Source organism: Shewanella sp. SW1, assembly GCF_025653545.1.
In the GTDB taxonomy this organism is placed as follows: Bacteria; Pseudomonadota; Gammaproteobacteria; order Enterobacterales; family Shewanellaceae; genus Shewanella; species Shewanella oncorhynchi.
The window spans coordinates 89,835-110,013 of the sequence record NZ_JAKKSG010000006.1; the positions used below are offsets into that span (position 1 = coordinate 89,835).

Genomic DNA, 20,179 nt, shown 5'->3' on the forward strand with positions numbered 1-20,179 from the left:
AGATTAATCCCTAAGCTGTATGCTTGAGCTGGTGATTAGTTTCGTGATCGTGCAGTAACTCATCCACACTGACCTCACCTTGAGTTGCGGTGGAAATAAAACGGATATATTTGGCAGGGGCTTGTTTATGACGATGGAGCCAATTCCACACATGGCCTTGTCTGATTCCTAGCTGGTTGGCTAATACTGTTTGCCCACCAATAATCTCTACCGCTTTTTCAATAGCTAACATAAACACCCCTTTGAATAGATTTAATGTGTATTTGAAACAACTTTAGTTGAATTGTCAAGACATGAAAAAGTTGTAAGAATAGGTGTTTAAACAACTAGAAGTTGTGACCTTAATAAATGACCATTAGTGAACGAATCAAAAGCCGTCGAAAAGCACTAAATATCACTCAAGCGCAATTGGCTAGTGAGATAGGTGTATCTCAAAATGCAATCCATAAGATTGAAGATGGGACAACCAAGCAACCTCGGAATATAGTAGAGATTGCTAGGGTGTTAAAATGTTCACCAGATTGGCTATTGTTTGGCAAAGAAGCCGTTCCGCCATCAGAAATGAACAATATATCTGCAGGCCCAGAAATTAAGGGATTCTTCCCATTAATTAGTTGGGTAAAAGCAGGTGCTTGGTCTGTCATTGAAGAAATTCACGCCCTAGAAGCAGAACGTTTTCCTTGTCCTGTGAGTTGTAGTGCTAATACCTTTGTGCTCAAAGTGCAAGGGGTTAGTATGGAACCCACCTTTCGCGATGGTGATTTAATCTTTGTCGATCCAGATGTGGAATGGCGCCATGGTGCCTATGTGGTCGCACGATTAAACGACCAGAACGAAGCCACCTTTAAACAGTTAGTGATTGAAAGTAGTCATAAATTTTTAAAACCGTTAAATCCTAATTGGCCAGAGCAATTAATTCCCATTAATGGCAACTGCGAGATTGTCGGTGTAGTGATATTTTCGGGTAGGGCATTCTAATTGGCATTACGACTAGCTGATATCCCCTATTATCTAAACCCTACATACCAATCTGATGGTCGGGTAAAAATCGATTCACCACAACAACTTTGCATTTATCTTATAGGACCAGACACTGTAGAAAAGGTACGTAAAACACTAAATTTTTTCGCTACCATATCAAAAATCTGCCTTGTCAGAAGAGAAAAGCTACATATTGACTTTTCCAATTTACAAAATTTTACCGCGGCGGCTTCGGTATTATTATTTTCTGAAATAACTCGAGCACAACTCGTAACAGAAATTGCCGATGTAGTTACCTTCACTCTGCCTAAAACACCTGATGTTCTTAAGCTTTTTAGGGGCTTTGGGCTCTATAAAGCAATAATGCCCGGTGGAAATAGAAAATTAATTAATTTATTTGATGATGACCATCCATATCAATCTGGAACTGATCCGAACAAATTTTTGATATCGACTATTTTAAACCTTAAAAATCAAGGCTTAGAACTTTCAAACCCAGAAACAAGAATCATACATAGGGGTATCCAAGAAGCGATGCTCAATGTCATTCACCATGCTTATGAGCATGAAACTGACGTATCTTCAGGTATTGGTAGCCGATGGTGGCAACTCAGTTTCTGTAAACATGACTCCAAAAGTGTCGCTTTTATAATTTACGACAAAGGAATCTCAATCCCTGAAAGTATTGCCGGAAAGCTCCCTGTAAACATCACAACTGACGCTGAAGCGATTGAATTTGCATTCCAAAAAGGTGTAACTCGTTACACCGATAAACCAACTCGCGGTAAAGGATCCGAAGATATCAAAGATGTAACGACTGTCAAAGACAACTCTAAGTTGCTAGTTTATAGTGGAAATGGTATGTACTATATTAATAGGGAACGTGGGGATACCCGTAAGTTAAGTTTACCCGCGAGTATTAACGGCACCATGATTGAGTGGTTGATTCCATATGAGTGATGACATGAAGCTTAATTTAGCTAAAGATTTCTCTCCGAATCCATTTGGCCGCTATCCATCAGATGGACCAAACAGTGGCGAACGGTTTAGAGAGGAAAAATTAAAAAAAGCACTCACAGAGTGCAAACAACGCCAAGAAAAACTTGAAGTATATCTAGATGATGTACCTATTGGTTTAGGCTCATCTTTCCTCGACGAAAGTTTTGCAGGCCTTGTACTAAGGCGTTATTTTTCGCTGCAAGACCTCAAAAACTTGTTGGTAATCAAAACCTCAGATCCTTCATATCACGATGAGATTTGGTCTTATATTGAAGAAGCTGCGGAACATTAATATCAATGAGTTTGGCACCATTAATACCAACTGGGATCTCAATTTTATTTGTCCTTGTTGGTTGGAGAGTTGTTTATAACAACGCAAAAAAACTAGCCTCGCGTAGCGAAACCTACGCGATAGTTAATCGCTTGATTACTTTGCTCAGTGATGTACAAAAGCTATCGGAAGAGTTTTGGCTCAAGGCTGAGTATAATGCAATTCCGCAAAACTACGACCTGCTGGTACTATCAAAAATTAAACTGATTTCAGCGAAACTTGATACTCTGAAAGGACGCGGCATTGATATCCATGAGTTACAGCGGCTAGTGTTTCCCCTACGTAAAGCCTGCACGCTAAACTCTTATAATATTGATAAATTATCTGAAGATGCCAAAAGAGAAGAAGTCGATGGGATCCTAACTTCAATTTCAATTTTTGAAAAACAGTTAGACTCGAAAATGACTTCGCTTTACCCGCCTAACTACTAATCCTACTTTATGGAAACCGCCTTTTGGCGGTTTTTTTATGTCTAATTTTTGGTTTCTACATAAAAAACACATTTAAATAGATTTAATGTGTTTACAAATAACACCTTTAATGTTTATTATTCTTCAATCACCTATACTGAGAGGATGGAAAATGATACTCACCCATACACCAAGCACCACCAAACAATGCCAGGAACATCGTCTACTGGTCTCAATCCGCTTTGCAGCTGTGATGCATGCCATTCGCTACCCGCACGCTAATCCTATGGACAGCGAGCGAGTACAGCAACGCCTGCAAGATTTAGAGCTTCATCTCTTTTACAACAATGCCACCCAACTATTCCATCAACAGTTTGTCGGCCGCACAGGTGAACTGGGCCATAGTTACTCACTTTATATCGATCCCCGCTCAGGTAAAGCTCTCGTGAGCCGAGTGTCAGCTGACAATTTAACAGCCTTAAATTTGGTTGGAGCCTAAAGCGGTGGCCAACCAAACAAATACTGCAGCATTTATAAAGCATTGCGATAAACAAATCGCCGAGCTTGAACAAATGAAACTTACCTACCCAGAAGAAATGACTTGCCTAAATAGACTCGTAATTCAATGGGAGCAAACAAAGCTGCGTTTACTGCCAACAAAGGGGTGAATTATGTTTTTTGTATACGGAATATCCATGGATATAGCCAAGAAATTGGCAAGAAAAAAATGCAGCACGACTGACGGTTATGGCGTTAATCGTAGGGAACTTTCGCCGGCTGAGTATGAGCAAAAACTTGAAGAGTTAGCCTTAGCTAATTTTGAAAAAATGAAGCCTCAAAAACTCAGCCACTCCCTTTCTACCCCTACTTTGTGCCAGCAATATATCGCGCTCGCAAAAACGCAGGAGCCACATAAAGAGCTACACATTCGTTATCGAAAACCGACTGGAAAGGTTAATCCAAAAACGAAGAAGGCCTTGTTTTCTTGGGAAGTCTATAACGGAGAACAACTATGAAGTATCTGCTCCAAGGCGGTGAATCGTCTAAACGGATCGCACTGTTGCTATCGCTAACACGTATAGATTCAAAGGCCATACGTGAAGCACTTGAAGACCATTATGTATTGGGAGTTCAAGATATTGTTGCCGTCGCTCGTCATAGCGTAGACAGGGGAAACTTTACCCGCGCTCAAAAGCGTTTAGAGAATGTCGCAGCTACTGTTGAGCAAATTAAAGAACTGGATTGGGCGAAATTTATAGCCTCAGGCATAAGCCAATAGCTAAAGGATAGAATGTGATAAATAATCAACAAAGAAACGCCAAATTGATGAAGGCGAGTGAATGGGCAGGCAGAGAGTTTGCAGATGGTTCTGCGCCGCAAAACCGAACCATTAAGACTTGGATACTGAGAGGCAAGGTTCGTGGTGCCATTATTGATGGCAAGGTCTATGTCTATGAAGATCAGCACTTCGGTATACCGCAGGCTGTAAGTAACACAGTAATGAGTTTAGTCGCTGCATCGGTGTAAATATCATGGTTCGTCCTAAAAAGAGCAGTAATAAACATCTACCACCATACCTACAATATGCCATTGATACAGGGTTTTATCGTCTAACCCTGACCAATGGTGTAAGAAAGTCACTGGGAAAAGATAAAATTCAAGCAATACAAATTGCTAACGAATATAACCGTATCATGCGTCCAGCGACAGGCTTGGTAGTCGATGATCTGATTAAAGCCTCAGGTAGAGAAACCACTGAACAATTACTACCATTTTCAGATCACGTTGATAGATTGATGGAGATTATTCTAAAAGAAGAATCCCCAAGCAAACAACTCGCAGACACTATGCTCAACGATGCTGCTAGGATTAAAGCCTTTTTCAAAGGTATTCCCTGCCAAGAAATAAGCCTAGAACATGTCAATGGATACCTGAATCAATACCATCCAGATGCGAGTGCCAACGTGCATAATCGCAAACTTGGTTTCATTGAGAAATTAATAAACTACGCAATTGATCAATCACTCATGCTTGACAACCCTGCGGCGCGGAAAATGAAAAAGCGCAAAAAAAAGGGGAAAGAACGCCAACGCTTAAGTTTGGATGCTTTCAAACTTATCCACGCTGCGGCGCCACTTTGGTTACAAACAGCAATGGAATTGGCGCTTCAGGCATCGCAAGCTAGGTTAGAAATCTCACGGATTAAATACAACATTAAAAAGCCTAAAGAGGGGCAATGTGGTTGTGTATGGTTAGACACACCTGCAAATGGTATTTATGGCACGCTGTTCATTCACAGACAAAAAGTAGAAGAAAAAGAAGCCAGCCATGTGGCAATTCCTATTGGACTGGTACTAAAAGGAATTATAGATAGAAGCCGTGACGGTGTACTTTGTCCTTATATCGTCCACAGAGTGCCAGAGCGGCACAATAAACAAAGCGCGGAAACAGATCATCGTTATCAACTTGACCCCAACTATCTTAGCCGAGCATTTTCAGCCGTACGAGATAGCATTAATTTGTATGATCATCTTGAGCTTATTCAGCGTCCGACTTTTCACGAAATTCGCGCACTTTCTGCCAGACTATTTTCAGACATGGGAATAGACCCTCAGGGCCGAATGGCACACACAGATGCTAAATCAACCAAGATCTATGTACGTGACCATCTCGAGTGGACAGAAGTACCACACGCTGAAATCGATATGGCAAATTAGCATAAGAAAAACTAAGGCTAGTCACTGTGAAAGGCTTTTAAAAGCTCATTGAGTTTCACCTCGATAACACCATAGTTTCACCATGATACATAAAGCCTTATCGAATTTTAAACATCAAAAAAGCCTGTAAACTATTAAGTCTACAGGCTTTTTTGATTTGAATTTGGTCGGTATGAGAGGATTCGAACCTCCGACCCCTGACACCCCATGACAGTGCGCTACCGGGCTGCGCTACATACCGAATTTTTAAGTATATTGCATACCTGTGCTGACTTAGCTAAATATTGTTTAGCGATAATCTTTACGGCTTTTGCTCAATTACTTATCACCTAAGATACTGTTTATGGGGTTTATCTTAAGCGAGCCAGAACTGTAGCAATTGCCTCGCAACTGCGCAAGGGCTTCATTACATCTCTTTGATCAACTGCTTAGTTTATGTTCTGAATGACACAATTTTCGTCGATAATGATTGCTCGATACTGATTACGTCCATACTCAAACAGGATTTAGCTGCAGAACAGACATAATGACACCCGTTTACTAAATCATCATTCAATGCGAGTGCATATGGGCGAGTCGGTACTCATCCATGCGCTCGAGTAGATACGGGAAAAATGGATTCCATTTCTGTCGTAACATTTCAGACGCTGACACGCTATACAAGCCGCGCTCTCCCCGCGAAGCTGAGGCTCCGATTTGGATCCTATGTAAATCAGGCTGGATCACGGCACCATAAAGCCCATCATCTATGCCAAAAGGTAGCGCAACATGGGATAAGGAATACACACCTGCAGGCCAATATAAATCTAATATCCGCACGTTTTCACTGACCTGAGTGAGCACTTTACCCTGTGCGTCTATATCCTGTGTATCTAAATTCTGTTCATCTAAACCCAGTTCATCTAAACCAAAGTATCGCGCCTGAACCTGCGTGGTTTCATTACTGATATTTTCCACCACAGTGCCACGATAATGTAACTCAGGGTTATTAATGTTCGCCAACAAGCCCGCAAGCGGATCATTGGACACCATCTTGGCATTTACATCGAGTCGGTTCATATCAAACAACACTAGCTCATGGCCTTTTTCAGGCAATGTTTGATACAGATTATTCACCACCGCCGCGGTTGAAACGGTTGCATCCACTACCGACTGAAAGGTGAGTATCGACGGAACTTGCGCCCGTTGCTGCGGCGTTAATCCTGCCAATAAACCTTGGTTACGCAGGGCTAATTGATAAACTACATCGCCCGCATTAACCGCAAAAGAGGTGTATTTAAAGGGATCGTACTCCACTTGAATACTGTTCCATTGCAGTTTATCCAGCTCCAACAATCGTCCTATCCAACTCTGCCAGCGTGCAGCCGCCGCAGATGGCGCTAGCCCTATCGCGGGAGAGATAAAAATCATTCCATCATAATCAGGGGCTTTATCATGGCTTATACGTTCTAACTCATGGTTCAGCGCGACGGCGGCACCCGTCGAAAAAGCCACCACAAATAATGGTTTATCTTTCAGAGTTTGCCGCATATGCGCTGTGGCTAAATTCACCGCTGCGGCCAGATCTTGCCAATAAAGCTCAGTCAATCCACTTGGAATCGTGCCATGTCCTGGCAGTCTTAAACCCAGTACATGGGCTTTATCTTTAAAATGCGCTGCCACATTGGATAAGGCATAGGGCGAGTCTGACATGCCGTGGAGCAGTAATACTCCAAATTCGGCATTAGCCACAGACCATTCATAACTGCGATTCCAGTTTTGTGGCCAATGGGCAGGATCAGACAAGCTATTTTTGACATAGCGGTTCACTGGAGAAAATTCATTGGCGGGAATCTTTTTGACAACTTTGTGCTCAACTTCGGCGAATAAGCGGTCTTCTAGCGCTAAGTACTCATTAAAATTGGCAAGTTTGGTATTGTAATGGAACTCATTTTTTAGCTCGACCGTATGCCAAAGTGACAGCTCAGGGCGCGCATTAAGAAAATAGATCCCTGTCGCGAGTAACGCCACCACTATGCCAGTACTTGCATACACTGCAGCTAAAAATAGGTGTTTTGTCGAACCTATGATGATGGCCTTCATCGCTGTTCCTACATGAAGATAAAATGTACAACTAGATTATACGGGTAGATAAAAACATCCTTCAAACGTTTTACCGCGATAAAATCTACTAGTGTAAGCAGTACAATTTAATCACTCCTATTTAGTCACCCAATTTACTCATCTCGCAATTTTATTAGCCGCATAGGCCTTAATCGGGTTAGGATCGAAAATAGTCTTATTCCAACGAAACTTATACGCTCTCGATGATAATCGGTAACCCACACGCTAGGTTCGCCTACTATCTTCCTACAGCGCCGCTGGTACCTGAGAGCTGGCATTACACTCAGCCAGATGCTATCGGGGCTCTCATCGCTCTCAATGGCAATCATTGGCGTAAGATCTTCACTATTATGGCAAAAATCAGCGCGGTTGGAGAAGATTGGCGCAGCTATCGTGACCAAGTGTTACTCAAGCAAAATGAAATGATCTGCATAGGCGCTATAGAGCTGATGGCAAACGCTAAGATTCATCTCATTGCGGGGCAAGTGGCCGCAAATGCTTTAGGGCTCACCATGTCCGTGAACGATTCCGGTGCGCAGCATTTAACTGCCCAAAATAAATCCATAACCGTACTTAAGCTGCCATCTTCGCCAGGACAGCATTGTTTACTCACGCCCTATTTGGATTATCGTCAATACCCAAACCAACTGATCGCCCTGACACGCCAACACTTAGCAACGCCAGAGCCCCACCACAGTGAATAATCCCATTATGATTGTGGTAATGGCTGTCACCACAGCATTAGTCACCAAATAGCAAAGGCATAAAAAAGCACTCGTGAACAGAGTTCAAACGAGTGCATATTCAAGGACGATTCAGGGTTAGTCGTAAATGGTTGGAATAGGCTGACGTTTATGCTGCGTCGCCTTATAAATACCAATTAACTTGTCTTCAACCGCCTTGCCGACGTCTTTACCCTCAAGGAAATCATCGATTTGCGCATAGGTTAGACCAAGCGCGACTTCATCTTCGAGTAAGGGTTTATTGTCTTCTAAATCCGCGGTCGGCGCTTTATAGACTAACGATTCTGGCGCACCAAGATACGCGGCGAGTTGGCGAACTTGGCGTTTGTTAAGACCAAATAATGGCGCTAAATCGCAGGCACCATCGCCCCATTTAGTGTAAAAACCTGTGATATTTTCGGCGCTGTGATCTGTCCCCACCACAAGCCCGCCCACGAGTCCGGCGAGTTCGTATTGCGCTATCATCCGCATACGGGCTTTGACGTTACCCTTCACAAAATCAACCTTCGCCACATCGGGCAAAGGCAATCCAGCTTCGACTAACGCGGCAACGGTAGCGCTGTGCACACCATCAACCCCTTGATGCACATTCACAGTGACCAACTTAGAGGGCTGAATAAACTGACAGGCTAATTGCGCCTCATGCTCATCTTTTTGGATCTGATAGGGTAATCGCACAGCGATAAACTGGTAACCGCCTTGGCCATTTTCTTGGTTTAAACTGTCCACCGCCAACTGACACAAACGCCCAGCAGTAGAAGAATCCACCCCACCGCTGATCCCTAATACCAATGCCTTGCTACGCGCTTCTTTTAGTTTGGTTTTAATAAACGCGACACGACGTTGCACTTCGAACTCAGGCTCTATGGCCGTGAGTACCTTCATTTCTCTTAAGATTTGCGCTTTCACCGAAAATTCCACCTTAAATTATCGCTGTATTTGGACTACCTGAACCCAACTAACGTTAACATTTATTCGCAACTGCCTGTAGTTAAAATTAATGCTTAGTTAATTGATTATTGATAAACGCTATAAAAATAAGGGCAACAACGGTTTGCCGTTATTGCCCTAGCGTAAATCAGTCAGCTTAATACCAATACAGCTACCGACTTATCTTTCCCAGTAGGATTCTTCTAAGCTGTCTTCGCGCTCAGGTAAACCGCGGGATAAACGCGGGCTATGCTGGGCTAAGACTTCGTAGGCGACACGGTTAGCGTACTTACACACTTGAGAAAACGAGGAATAACATAGGCCATCACGCTTATGTTTACTTGAGCCTGGCACGTTAGTCTTGTGGAAAGTATTGGCCGCCAGATCGTGCAATAACGCCGATAATGCGCCATCGCCAGCACCATTAGTGTTACCGATTTTTTCTGGGCCGCCCATGTAAGGTGAAATGTGGGCAAACACTTTAATCGGTGTTTCACAGTCACTTTTAAGCTTTGGACGGGAAAATTCATAACGATTAAATTCAGGGATAGCACCCGGCAACAGCGTGTGAGTCGTTTCGCGTTTTTCTGAGTCCTCGGTATAACCCGCAGTATAAAGCCCGATTGGACCCGCTGTGGTTAATACCATGTCGCACCATTCTAAAGCTTTTTCACTGGCAAGCAGAGGATCCCGTGAACCCGTTAAGGCTTCACCTTCGTCTTCATTCATCGCCAAAATGGTGACATGTTCTTTGATGAAGTTTTGCCACCATTGTGGATCTTCTTCAATCAAGAAACGCGTGCCTAAGGTTAATACCACGGGAACTTCGGCGGCTTTTGCATATTCGATAGCGCACATGGCCGCATCGGTAATACGGTCGCCATCACTGGCGCGCATCAAATACGCGGTCAACACTAAGGCTGAACTGCCCTGAACTACGTCTTTATCGATAAATTCAGGTGTGAGTTTATCCATAGCGCCTTTGCTGATCGCAAATGTTCGCTCGCCGCACTCAGAAATCAGGGTAAAACAGCGACCGATAGGACCATCTACAGGTTGTAGAAAGTTAAGGTCGACTTTAGAAGAGGTATTACATAAATAGCGGTAGGCGTAACTGCCCACTTCGATATTCTGACTCATTACCCCAAACAGCACTGAACGGTCATCGGCCAGAATAGAATAGTTGTGCACTGTGTTACCAATAGTGCCACCAGCAAATTCATCGCTAATCAAACCATGAATTTTTAACTCAGTGTAGAGTCTGTGGGCCTGTTCATCATTGATCAAGGTAGAATTGCCTTTGGGCAAGCCATAACGGCTCAGCAATTCGTCTTCCACTTTCGCTTCGATATCCACTAAGGTTTGATCAATACCGCTGATATAGGTCGCAAACGGCTGAGGCTGTTGAGTCAGCTGTTCAAGCAGCGGATCTCGGGTTTTAACCGGAAAATAATGTTTAGATTTACGCTGACCGGGAAACTTCATAGTGGCTCTCTTTTCCTGGCATCCATGCTAATTGGCGTCTGCCGAGGCGGTCAAGCCAAGCAGCATCCTAAAAATATTGAGTCTAGGCTAGCGAGACAAAAAAACCACCCCTTAGCCGGAAGGGCGCAGATTCTATCACAAAATCAGTTCGAAGCCAGTGCTCCTATACCCAAGATACCGCTTGTTCTTGGATTAATTGCCGTAATAATTCAATGTGTAACTCATCGTCGTTCAAACAAGGGATAAACCGATAGTCGCTGCCACCCGCATGTAAAAAGGTTTCCTTAGCACCAATGGAGATTTCTTCTAAGGTTTCGAGGCAATCGGTCGCAAACGCAGGGCAAATCACATCGACACTTTTGATCCCTTGCGCAGGTAACTCGGACAGTAATTTATCGGCGTAGGGCGTTAACCATTCTTCGCGACCAAAGCGCGATTGGAAGCACACTTGCCATTGCGACTCGCTCAGCTCAAGTTTTTGTGCCAACAGTTTAGCCGTGACAAAACACTGCTCGCGGTATGGATCGCCCTCTTTCACATAACGCAGAGGAATACCATGAAATGACAAGAGCAACTTGTCGGCCTGCCCATGGGTTTTCCAGTGGCGCGTCACTGAATGCGCCAGCGCCGCTATATAAGCATCATGGTCAAAATAGTCTTTATTAAAGCGAACCTGGGGTATGTCACGCACGGTTTTAAGATAATTGGCAACGGCATCGAACACACTTGCCACCGTCGAGCAGGAATATTGGGGATACAAAGGCAGCACAATAATACGCTCTGCTCCTTGCTCTTTCAGGCGTTCAAATCCCGCATCGATGGAGGGATTACCGTAACTCATGCCCAGTTCAACCGGAATGGTCTGGTTAAAGGTAGCACTTAAGTCCACCGCCAGTTTTTGTGCTTGGCGCTCACTTATCACCATCAAGGGCGAACCTTCTGGCGTCCACACGCTTTGATAGAGTTTGGCGACTTTCGTCGGACGGGTGTTGAGGATAATGCCGTTCAGCAGCGGTTGCCAAATCCACGGCGATAAATCGACGACACGCGGATCACTTAAAAACTGCCTTAAAAAGCGTTTAACGGCCTTAGGACTAGGTTGATCAGGCGTGCCGAGGTTAACCAATAACACACCAAAAGCAGGGGAAGGATTCAACGTTAGGCTCATGGTTAATGAAGTTCACTTGGAGGCTAACATTGCGATACCCATAAAAAAAGCCTGCATCGGCAGGCTTTTTCTTAATATGAGAACTTGTTCTCGTAAATTAACCTTTATTCGGTTATTTCAACACTCTAGCTAACTGCTCACTCACGGCCGCAACCGATTGAGTACCGTCAAACTTGTTGTATTGAGTTTGGCCAGCGGCAGCCACTTTACCGTAGTATTCAACAAGCGGCTTAGTTTGCTCGTGATAGATCGCGAGGCGTTTACGCACTGTGCTTTCTTCATCATCTGGACGAATAGCTAAATCTTCGCCCGTCACGTCGTCTTTACCTTCCACTTTAGGTGGATTAAAAACCACATGGTAAACACGGCCAGAACCTGGGTGAACACGGCGACCGCTCATGCGCTTAACGATTTCTTCGTCTGGCACGTCGATTTCAATCACGTGATCAATGCTAATACCGTTTGCTGCCATCGCATCCGCCTGTGGGATAGTACGTGGGAAACCGTCTAACAAGAAACCTTTAACACAGTCTTCCTGTGCGATACGCTCTTTAACCAGACCGATGATCAGATCATCAGAAACCAGTTGACCAGCATCCATCACTTTTTTCGCTTCCAAACCCAGTGGAGTACCCGCTTTTACCGCGGCACGTAACATATCACCAGTGGAAATTTGTGGGATACCATACTGTTCCATAATGAACTGGGCCTGGGTACCTTTACCGGCACCTGGGGCGCCCAATAGGATAATGCGCATCTCAAGAGTCCTCTTTTCGCATTGATATTCTTCTTAGGGCGGCGATCTTCGCACATCTGGCCGCCATTGAGAAGGGTTTTAGCTTCGACTTTAGCCTCAGAAACCGCAAATAAACTGCGGTTACTAAGCGATTTTTTTCATTAATAGAGCAAAGTATAGAGCTTACGGCGGTATTGATTGGCTATGGGATTACCTTGGCCAAGTGCCGTTAATACTTCCATAAATACTTGTTTTACTGTGCCATTTTCAGCACCTAAATCTTTACTGAGCACACCGAATAACAGTTCTAATGCTTCATCATCGCGGTGGGCAGCATGCAATACCTTACTCAGCTCGAGTAATAACACTAAATCTGTTGGATTTTGCTCAAACTTTTGCTGCAAATCGCGAATTTCAGGGGTATCCGCCGCATCCAAGGCAAGTGCGAGCTTAGCTTTTAAACTCTGGTAATAACCATCTTGGTCGGCAAGCCCTACTTTCTCAAGCATGGCTTGTGCTAGCACTAATTCGCCCTGCATAAGATACACATCGGCAAGCACTAGACTCACCTCACCCGCTTGATTTGACCCGACATGGGCTTCTTTAAGCAACACAGCTGCAGTAGCAAGATCTTCTGCGCTCACTTGGCTAAGCGCGAGCAATGCTTTGGCCTGTGCTAACTGTAACTGCCACATAGGCGGCAAATGTTTATCCAGCATAGCTGTGACTTGCGCCGCATCTTGCAGGCCAGCAAAACCATCGACAGGCTGACCTTTATCCAATACTAACGTGGTCGGTAGACTTTGAATGCGAAAGTAATTGGCGATTTCTAATTCGGCTTCACAGTCGACTTTAGCGAGCACGAATCGACCCGCATTTTGCGCGGCAATTTGCTCTAAGGTATGCAGCATCGCCACACTTTGTTCCTGTGGCTGTGCCCAAAATGCTAACACCACGATCTGTTGCATCGAGGCGTCAACCACTTGCTGAATATTGTCTTTAGTCAGGCTGAGGATATTGTCCATAGTATTCCCTTAACGTTTAAGGCCTCAATCATAGGAGGCCTTATTCTTTTAAAACTAAGTGTTAGCACTCAGTTTCAACGCGCTATTTTAAAATCGTTGTCTTAACAGCTTGTGTTATCACTAATGAATTGAGTGACAGGCTAGGCGCAAACCACTCTTCCTGCACTAGAAACAATATAGGGGCCGTTCAAAGAAGGGCCCCGATAGTCATTTACTTCATGTTAGCCAGTAACATTTGGTTCATCAGCTTGATAAAGGCCGATGGGTCCGCAAGGCTACCTTTTTCAGATAATTGCGCCTGTTGCAGCAGCAGATTTGACCAATCCGCGAAGGCGGCTTCATCTTGAAGATCATTTAAGCGCGATACTAATGGGTGCGCTGGGTTGATCTCAAATGTCGGCTTCACTTCTGGCACAGGTTGACCCGCAGCTTGCATCAGCTTAATCATCTGAGTCGACATTTCGCCTTCACCCGCCACCACACAGGCAGGAGTGTCGGTTAAGCGTGACGTGACTTTCACATCAGCAACGGTTGAGCCTAATGCCGCTTTAATGCGTTCAACTAAAGCTACCGATTCTTGCTCAAGCTTTTCTTGCGCTTCTTTTTCAGATGCATCTTCCAGCTCGCCAAGTTCTAAATCACCACGGGTCACTGAGTGCAGTTGTTTCTCTTTGTACTCAGTTAAGTGGTTGATTAGCCACTCGTCGATACGCTCTGACATCAGTAAGACTTCAATGCCTTTCTTACGTAGCAACTCTAAATGTGGGCTGTTAGCGGCGGCTTCATGGCTATCGGCAACAATGTAATAAATCTTAGTTTGACCTTCTTTCATGCGGCTGATGTAGTCATCGAGTGACACAGTCGGCGCAGCACTGCCTGTGTGGGTCGAGGCAAAACGCAATAAGCCCGCGATACGTTCACGGTTGGCGAAATCTTCCGCAGGTCCTTCTTTCAGCACTTGACCAAATTCAGCCCAGAACTGTTGATATTTTTCCGCATCGTCTTTCGCCAGTTTTTCCAGCATGCCAAGCACACGTTTGGTGATACCTGTACGCATCGCTTTGGTCACGTGGTTATCCTGCAGAATTTCGCGAGATACGTTCAGCGGCAGATCGTTTGAGTCAATTAAGCCCTGCACGAAGCGCAGATAAGATGGCATAAATTGCTCAGCGTCATCCATGATGAACACACGTTGCACAAACAGTTTTAGGCCGTGCTTACGGTCGCGATTCCACATATCCCAAGGCGCTTTTGCAGGAATATACAATAGGTTAGTGTATTCTTGCTTACCTTCTACCCGATTATGACTCCACAGTAGTGCGTCGGTGTAATCGTGGGAAATGTGTTTGTAAAACTCTTGATACTCTTCGTCACTGATGTCAGTTTTATTGCGCATCCACAAAGCCGTGGCTTTGTTCATGACTTTCCATTGACCTTCGGTCGCAGGAATTTTTTCGCCATCAGGACCATCACGCTCTGGCGAGCCTTCTTGCCACATTTCAACTGGCACAGAGATATGATCTGAGTATTTAGTGATGATCGAACGCAGACGCCAATCATCGGCAAATTCTTTTTCTTCGTCACGCAGGTGCAGCGTAATTTCAGTACCACGGCTCGCCTTAGTGATGGTATCAACGGTGAAGTTACCCTCGCCTTCTGATTCCCACAATACGGCTTCATCGGCCTTATGACCGGCAGCACGAGTGCGAACAGTGACTTTCTTCGCCACGATAAAGGCTGAATAGAAACCGACACCGAACTGACCGATTAACTGTGAATCCTTTGAAGATTCGCCCGATAGATTCTTAAAGAAATCAGCGGTGCCTGATTTTGCGATTGTGCCTAAATGCTCAATCACGCCGTCGCGGGTCATACCCACGCCGTTGTCTTCGATGGTCACAGTGCCTTTTTCTTTATCGGCACTGATACGGACTCGCAGTTCACCGTCGCCTTCATAGAGTGCGTCATTGGTCAACGCCAGATAACGCAGCTTGTCCGCCGCATCCGCAGCGTTGGAGACCAGTTCACGCAAGAAAATTTCTTTGTTGGAATACAAAGAATGGATCATCAAATGCAACAGCTGTTTGACTTCTGTTTGAAAACCATGAGTTTCTTGTTGTGACATGAAATTTTCCTTTATTTGTTACGTAATTTGGTAAAAGTAACGCTTAGTGTTTACTAAATGGGGCTCCAAATTTGCTTTTCAAGGGCAAGGGCTAAAACGAGGTTCGAATGGCGAAAAATAAGGCGCTTGATGAATACCAAGCGCCTATATGTATGCTTTCAACATCAACCTGCACGAGGCGTTAGTCTTGGGCTAATTCTTTTTCTAACTGTTGGGCGATAGCTTCGGGCGATCCGCTGTTGCGGGCAAAGAGTCCATAAGCGGCTGGGATCACGAAGATAGTGAATAGGGTTGCCAGTAAAATCCCCGATAGCACAACCACACCAATCACAAAACGAGTTTCAGCACCCGCGCCTACAGCCAATACCAATGGCACGGCGCCAGCAGCAGTGGTGATCCCTGTCATTAAGATAGGTCGTAACCGCTGCGCTGACGCTTGGATAATGGCCTTATCAAAATCAACGCCTTTATCCCGCAATTGGTTAGCAAACTCGACAATCAAGATGCCATTTTTCGCGGCTAACCCGACCAGCATAATAATGCCTATCTGACTGTAAATATTAAGACTCTGCCCCGTAAGCCACAAACCAATTAAAGCGCCGACGGTAGCCAACGGCACAGTAAGCATGATCACCACAGGGTGGATATAACTCTCAAACTGCGCCGCGAGCACGAGGAATACAATCCCCAGTGCGAGTATGAATACGAAGTACATAGAGCTACCCGACTCTTGATAATCGAGGGATTGGCCCTTGTAGCTAATCACCGCTTCCGCTGGTAAATAGGTACGCGCCAATTGATTCATATAATCAAGGGCTTCACCTAGACTATAACCATCTTCCAAACTGGCTTCTATGGTGATCGCGCGCATACGGTTGTAACGGTTCAGCGAACTGGCGTCGGCAAACTCCTCCACAGTCACTAAGTTAGACAGCGGAATAAGCTCCTGACTGCGCTCGGATCGAACATAGATATTTTGCAGATCCGCCGCCGTATTTTGATTATCGCGCTCGCCTTCAACGATCACATCGTATTCTTCACCGTCACGCATAAACGTCGTCACTAAGCGTGAGCCCAACATGGATTCCAACGTACGGCCAATATTTGAAATCGACACTCCAAGGCTCGCCGCTCTGTCTCTGTCGATGACGACACGAAGTTGAGGCTTAGTCTCTTTATAATCGTGATCTAATCCCAATAATTTGGGATTCTGTGCCGCCTTTTGCATCATGATATCGCGCCAGCGGGCAAGATCTTCGTAGCTAGGTCCACCAATCACAAATTGCACAGGTTTACCTACGCCGCGACCAAAGGCTTGGCGCATTACAGGGAACGCTTGCACCCCGGCGAGATTGGCAAGACGCTTATTAATGTCGACGATAACTTCCTTTACTGGACGACGTTTGCCCCAATCTTCCAGTACTATGATTGCCATACCGTTAGAGAAATCCGCCGCGCGGCCAAAGCCACGGGGGGCACGAATGAGCAGACGTTTGATATCACCCGTTTCGACCAATGGCATCAAGCGGTTTTCCACTTCATTCATATAGGATTCTATGTATTCGTAACTCGCGCCCTGTGGCCCGTTGACCATCAAGAATAACGAACCACGGTCTTCCTGTGGCGCAAATTCTTGCGGTACTTTTTGGACTAAATAGACACTAGAGCCTAATGCGACTAACACCAGAATCGACACCAATATCGGGTGGGCCATGGCGGATTTTAAGGACAATTGATACCGATTTGACACTTTTGTCATTATGCCGTCGACCTTACGTACCAACCAAGAATCCTGCGAGCTCGGCTTAAGCAACTTAGAGCACATCATGGGCGTGAGTGTGAGCGCCACTAGGCTAGAGAACAGCACCGCCGCACTCATGGTCACGGCAAACTCTTTAAATAATTTACCTAAATCACCCTCAAGGAAAGTGATTGGCATAAATACCGCGACCAACACGAGTGTGGTCGCGATAACAGCAAAAGCCACTTCACGCGCACCGAGAAAAGCAGCTTTGAGTGGTGAATCTCCTTCTTCGATACGTCTATGGATGTTTTCCAGCATCACAATCGCATCGTCCACCACCATACCAATGGCGAGGATCATTGCCAATAAGGTCAAGAGGTTAATGGTATAACCTAGTGCATACAGCACAATAAAAGTGCCGAGCAGAGACACTGGCACAGTGATCGCGGGGATCAACATAGCACGCACACTGCCAAGGAACAGATAAATCACGATAATCACTAAAATCATCGCTGTGAACAGGGTTTGATACACTTCTTTAATCGAGGCTTCGATAAACACTGAGCTATCGTAGCTGCGTTTAATCGACATCCCCGCTGGCAAGGTCGGGTTGATCTTGTCAACCAGCGCGTTCACTGCGCGCGCCACTTCCAACGTATTGGCGGTTGATTGTTTAGACACGCCTAAACCTATCATTGCCTCTTTGTTGCCACGGAACATAATCCGCTCTTCATCAGAGCCAATTTCCACCCGTGCGACATCGCTCAGTTTGACTAAATAACCGTCTTCCCCTTGGGTGATCACTAAGTTTGCGAAATCTTCGGCAGTGCGATAACCCCGCTCGAGCCTCACCGTAAAGTGCCGCTCCTTCGACTCTATCGAACCTGCAGGTAACTCGACGTTCTCAGCTCTGAGCGCGGCCTCAACATCGGCAACCGTTAAACTGCGAGAAGCCAAGGCTTGTCTGTCAAGCCAAACGCGCATGGCGTAAACCTTACCACCACCAATACGCATCCGCGCCACACCATCGACCACCGAAAAGCGGTCCGACAAATAGCGGTTGGTGTAATCGGTCAATTCTAGGGTCGTCATTTGATCCGACACGAGATTGAGCCACATGATCACTTCATCACTGCCATTGGCCTTTTGTACTTCAGGGGGATCTGCTTCATCGGGTAAATTGTCGAGTAAACCTGAGATCCTATCGCGCACATCGTTAGCTGCATCTTCAATATTACGACTAATATCAAACTCTAAGGTAACCGATGAGCGGCCATCACTGCTCGATGAACTCACGTGACGAATGCCTTCGACGCCACTGATCCTGTCTTCAATCAATTGGGTAATGCGGCTTTCCACCACGGCAGCACTGGCACCGCGGTAATTCGTGTCGATAGATACCACTGGCGGATCTATATTCGGGTATTCGCGCAGGGGTAATTTATCAAAGGAGACAAGCCCGAAAGCGACCAGCAACAAGCTGATCACTGAGGCAAATACGGGACGTTTGACCGAGAGATCAGTAAGGATCATACACTTGGCTCCGCGTTCGTATCGGCAAGATAACTAAACTTTTCCGCGAACTCAGTTTGCACTTTATCCCCAGGATGAACTTTCAGTAAGCCGCGGATCACTACGTTTTCGCCCAAGGCTAAACCATCTAAGATCTCCACCCAGCCACGGGTGCGAATCCCAATAGTGACTTGTTTACGTTCAATCACCTTGTCAGCATTGACGCTGTAAACATAATGGCTATTTTGGATCGGGATAATGGCAGATTCAGGCAACATCAAGGCCTCGCGGCTACGCTTGATGAGTTTGACCTTCATCAACATGCCCGGTAATAAACGCAGCTCAGGATTGGGGATTTCGGCGCGAACGATCACTGTGCGTGTGGTTGGATTCACGCGGCTATCAATCGATGTCACCACACCTTTGAAAGTCACATCAGGGAAAGCGACCGCTTTGGCTTCCACCTTTTTACCTGGCTCTAAATCTTGAATAAAGCGCTCTGGCACTGAAAAATCGAGCTTAATGGTAGAAATATCATCCAATGTCGTAATTACAGTGCCGGGCGACACTAAGCTGCCCACACTGATTTGACGTAAGCCTAAACGGCCATTAAAAGGCGCCAAAATACTGCGATCATTGAGTGATGATTGCGCCTGTTCGAGCTCTGCACGAGTGGTATCAATAAGGGTTTGTAATCTATCGCGTTCTAACTCGGCCACAGTGCGGCTAGTCACCAACGAACTGATCCGAGCTAATTCACGTTGATTATCACTGACTTTGACTTGCGCGGCTTTAACCTTAGCGATCTGCTCAGCATTTTGCAGTTGGACTAATAACTCGCCCTTTTTAACGATATCGCCGTCGTCAAATTTAAACGCTATCACCATGTCGGTAACTTTAGGCGTTATCGTTACAGATTCTGCGGCTTTATTGCTACCAATAGCTTCAACTTCATCGCGAATGGGCGCCATAGCGGCAGTGGCAATCACTACATTAGGTATGAGTTTAATCTGTGCTGCAGCAATCTCTTGCGGTTGCATGGCTTGGTATCCAAACCATGCCGCGGCCAATATGGCGATTATTAAAATAATTTTTTTCATCGGGCTTCCAAGGAATGACTCGCATTAATGACGGCTAGTTTACTCACTCACATCATCGCATCAATACGTT

At 45.4% G+C, this 20,179-nt stretch carries 20 protein-coding genes and 1 tRNA gene; 10 read left to right on the forward strand and 11 right to left on the reverse strand.

All coding sequences use genetic code 11. From position 1 onward, the window contains the following. Positions 1–10 precede the first annotated feature (10 nt). Entirely contained in the window at positions 11–232 is a 222-nt protein-coding gene (locus L5M71_RS07190) for a helix-turn-helix domain-containing protein (RefSeq protein WP_263207983.1), read from the reverse strand. 116 nt (positions 233–348) lie between these two features. On the opposite strand from L5M71_RS07190, the gene L5M71_RS07195 reads away from it, so the two are divergent. The 9 genes from L5M71_RS07195 (at position 349) to L5M71_RS07235 (ending at position 5,438) form a co-directional block, all read left to right on the forward strand. Then, positions 349–978: a LexA family protein gene (locus L5M71_RS07195; RefSeq protein ID WP_263207985.1), complete on the forward strand. Its 630-nt coding sequence runs from the start codon at positions 349–351 to the stop codon at positions 976–978. Then, entirely contained in the window at positions 979–1,941 is a 963-nt protein-coding gene (locus tag L5M71_RS07200) for a hypothetical protein (RefSeq protein ID WP_263207988.1), read from the forward strand. A 4-nt stretch (positions 1,942–1,945) separates the two neighbouring features. Next, a complete protein-coding gene (locus L5M71_RS07205) occupies positions 1,946–2,272 on the forward strand; it encodes an STAS-like domain-containing protein (protein ID WP_263207991.1) in 327 nt (108 codons plus the stop codon). A gap of 5 nt (positions 2,273–2,277) precedes the next feature. Further along, positions 2,278–2,742: a hypothetical protein gene (locus L5M71_RS07210; RefSeq protein WP_263207993.1), complete on the forward strand. Its 465-nt coding sequence runs from the start codon at positions 2,278–2,280 to the stop codon at positions 2,740–2,742. Positions 2,743–2,893: 151 nt separating this feature from the next. Further along, positions 2,894–3,220: a hypothetical protein gene (locus L5M71_RS07215; RefSeq protein ID WP_263207996.1), complete on the forward strand. Its 327-nt coding sequence runs from the start codon at positions 2,894–2,896 to the stop codon at positions 3,218–3,220. A 196-nt stretch (positions 3,221–3,416) separates the two neighbouring features. Then, positions 3,417–3,737 carry a hypothetical protein gene (locus L5M71_RS07220; RefSeq protein ID WP_259516021.1) on the forward strand — a complete coding sequence of 107 codons (321 nt, stop codon included), beginning with the start codon at positions 3,417–3,419 and terminating at the stop codon, positions 3,735–3,737. Next, complete coding sequence (locus tag L5M71_RS07225) at positions 3,734–4,000, forward strand: adhesin biosynthesis transcription regulatory family protein (RefSeq protein WP_263207999.1); 267 nt, start codon at positions 3,734–3,736, stop codon at positions 3,998–4,000. Before L5M71_RS07220 ends, L5M71_RS07225 begins: the two co-directional genes overlap by 4 nt. Before the next feature lie 14 nt (positions 4,001–4,014). After that, positions 4,015–4,248, forward strand: coding sequence for a hypothetical protein (locus L5M71_RS07230; RefSeq protein ID WP_263208001.1), 234 nt, complete (start codon positions 4,015–4,017; stop codon positions 4,246–4,248). 5 nt (positions 4,249–4,253) lie between these two features. After that, positions 4,254–5,438, forward strand: a complete 1,185-nt coding sequence (locus L5M71_RS07235; protein WP_263208005.1) for a recombinase — start codon at positions 4,254–4,256, stop codon at positions 5,436–5,438. A gap of 164 nt (positions 5,439–5,602) precedes the next feature. Here the strand turns inward: L5M71_RS07235 and L5M71_RS07240 are convergent. Then, positions 5,603–5,679, reverse strand: a tRNA-Pro gene (locus L5M71_RS07240). Between the two features lie 311 nt (positions 5,680–5,990). Next, positions 5,991–7,520: an alpha/beta hydrolase gene (locus L5M71_RS07245; protein ID WP_263208007.1), complete on the reverse strand. Its 1,530-nt coding sequence runs from the start codon at positions 7,518–7,520 to the stop codon at positions 5,991–5,993. Between the two features lie 224 nt (positions 7,521–7,744). Between L5M71_RS07245 and L5M71_RS07250 the strand changes: the two genes are divergently transcribed. Next, positions 7,745–8,245 carry a DUF6942 family protein gene (locus tag L5M71_RS07250; protein WP_263208009.1) on the forward strand — a complete coding sequence of 167 codons (501 nt, stop codon included), beginning with the start codon at positions 7,745–7,747 and terminating at the stop codon, positions 8,243–8,245. Positions 8,246–8,362: 117 nt separating this feature from the next. Here the strand turns inward: L5M71_RS07250 and nadE are convergent, their stop codons facing one another. The 8 genes from nadE to L5M71_RS07290 all read right to left on the reverse strand — a co-directional run bounded on the left by nadE (position 8,363) and on the right by L5M71_RS07290 (position 20,109). Continuing rightward, complete coding sequence (nadE, locus tag L5M71_RS07255; RefSeq protein WP_168825281.1) at positions 8,363–9,193, reverse strand: ammonia-dependent NAD(+) synthetase; 831 nt, start codon at positions 9,191–9,193, stop codon at positions 8,363–8,365. Between the two features lie 201 nt (positions 9,194–9,394). Beyond that, the gene (locus L5M71_RS07260) at positions 9,395–10,699 is read right to left on the reverse strand and encodes an inosine/guanosine kinase (RefSeq protein WP_028759658.1); all 1,305 of its coding nucleotides are present in this window, start codon (positions 10,697–10,699) and stop codon (positions 9,395–9,397) included. Between the two features lie 163 nt (positions 10,700–10,862). Next, on the reverse strand, positions 10,863–11,867 hold the full coding sequence (gene hemH / locus L5M71_RS07265) for a ferrochelatase (RefSeq protein ID WP_263208012.1): 1,005 nt from the start codon (positions 11,865–11,867) through the stop codon (positions 10,863–10,865). Between the two features lie 112 nt (positions 11,868–11,979). Next, positions 11,980–12,624 carry an adenylate kinase gene (gene adk, locus L5M71_RS07270; protein ID WP_028759655.1) on the reverse strand — a complete coding sequence of 215 codons (645 nt, stop codon included), beginning with the start codon at positions 12,622–12,624 and terminating at the stop codon, positions 11,980–11,982. 140 nt (positions 12,625–12,764) lie between these two features. Then, positions 12,765–13,628, reverse strand: coding sequence for a co-chaperone YbbN (locus L5M71_RS07275; RefSeq protein WP_263208014.1), 864 nt, complete (start codon positions 13,626–13,628; stop codon positions 12,765–12,767). A gap of 211 nt (positions 13,629–13,839) precedes the next feature. Beyond that, complete coding sequence (gene htpG / locus L5M71_RS07280) at positions 13,840–15,753, reverse strand: molecular chaperone HtpG (protein WP_263208017.1); 1,914 nt, start codon at positions 15,751–15,753, stop codon at positions 13,840–13,842. 181 nt (positions 15,754–15,934) lie between these two features. Continuing rightward, positions 15,935–19,030 carry an efflux RND transporter permease subunit gene (locus L5M71_RS07285; RefSeq protein ID WP_263203091.1) on the reverse strand — a complete coding sequence of 1,032 codons (3,096 nt, stop codon included), beginning with the start codon at positions 19,028–19,030 and terminating at the stop codon, positions 15,935–15,937. After that, positions 19,027–20,109, reverse strand: a complete 1,083-nt coding sequence (locus tag L5M71_RS07290) for an efflux RND transporter periplasmic adaptor subunit (RefSeq protein WP_263208019.1) — start codon at positions 20,107–20,109, stop codon at positions 19,027–19,029. Before L5M71_RS07290 ends, L5M71_RS07285 begins: the two co-directional genes overlap by 4 nt. Positions 20,110–20,179: the final 70 nt, after the last annotated feature.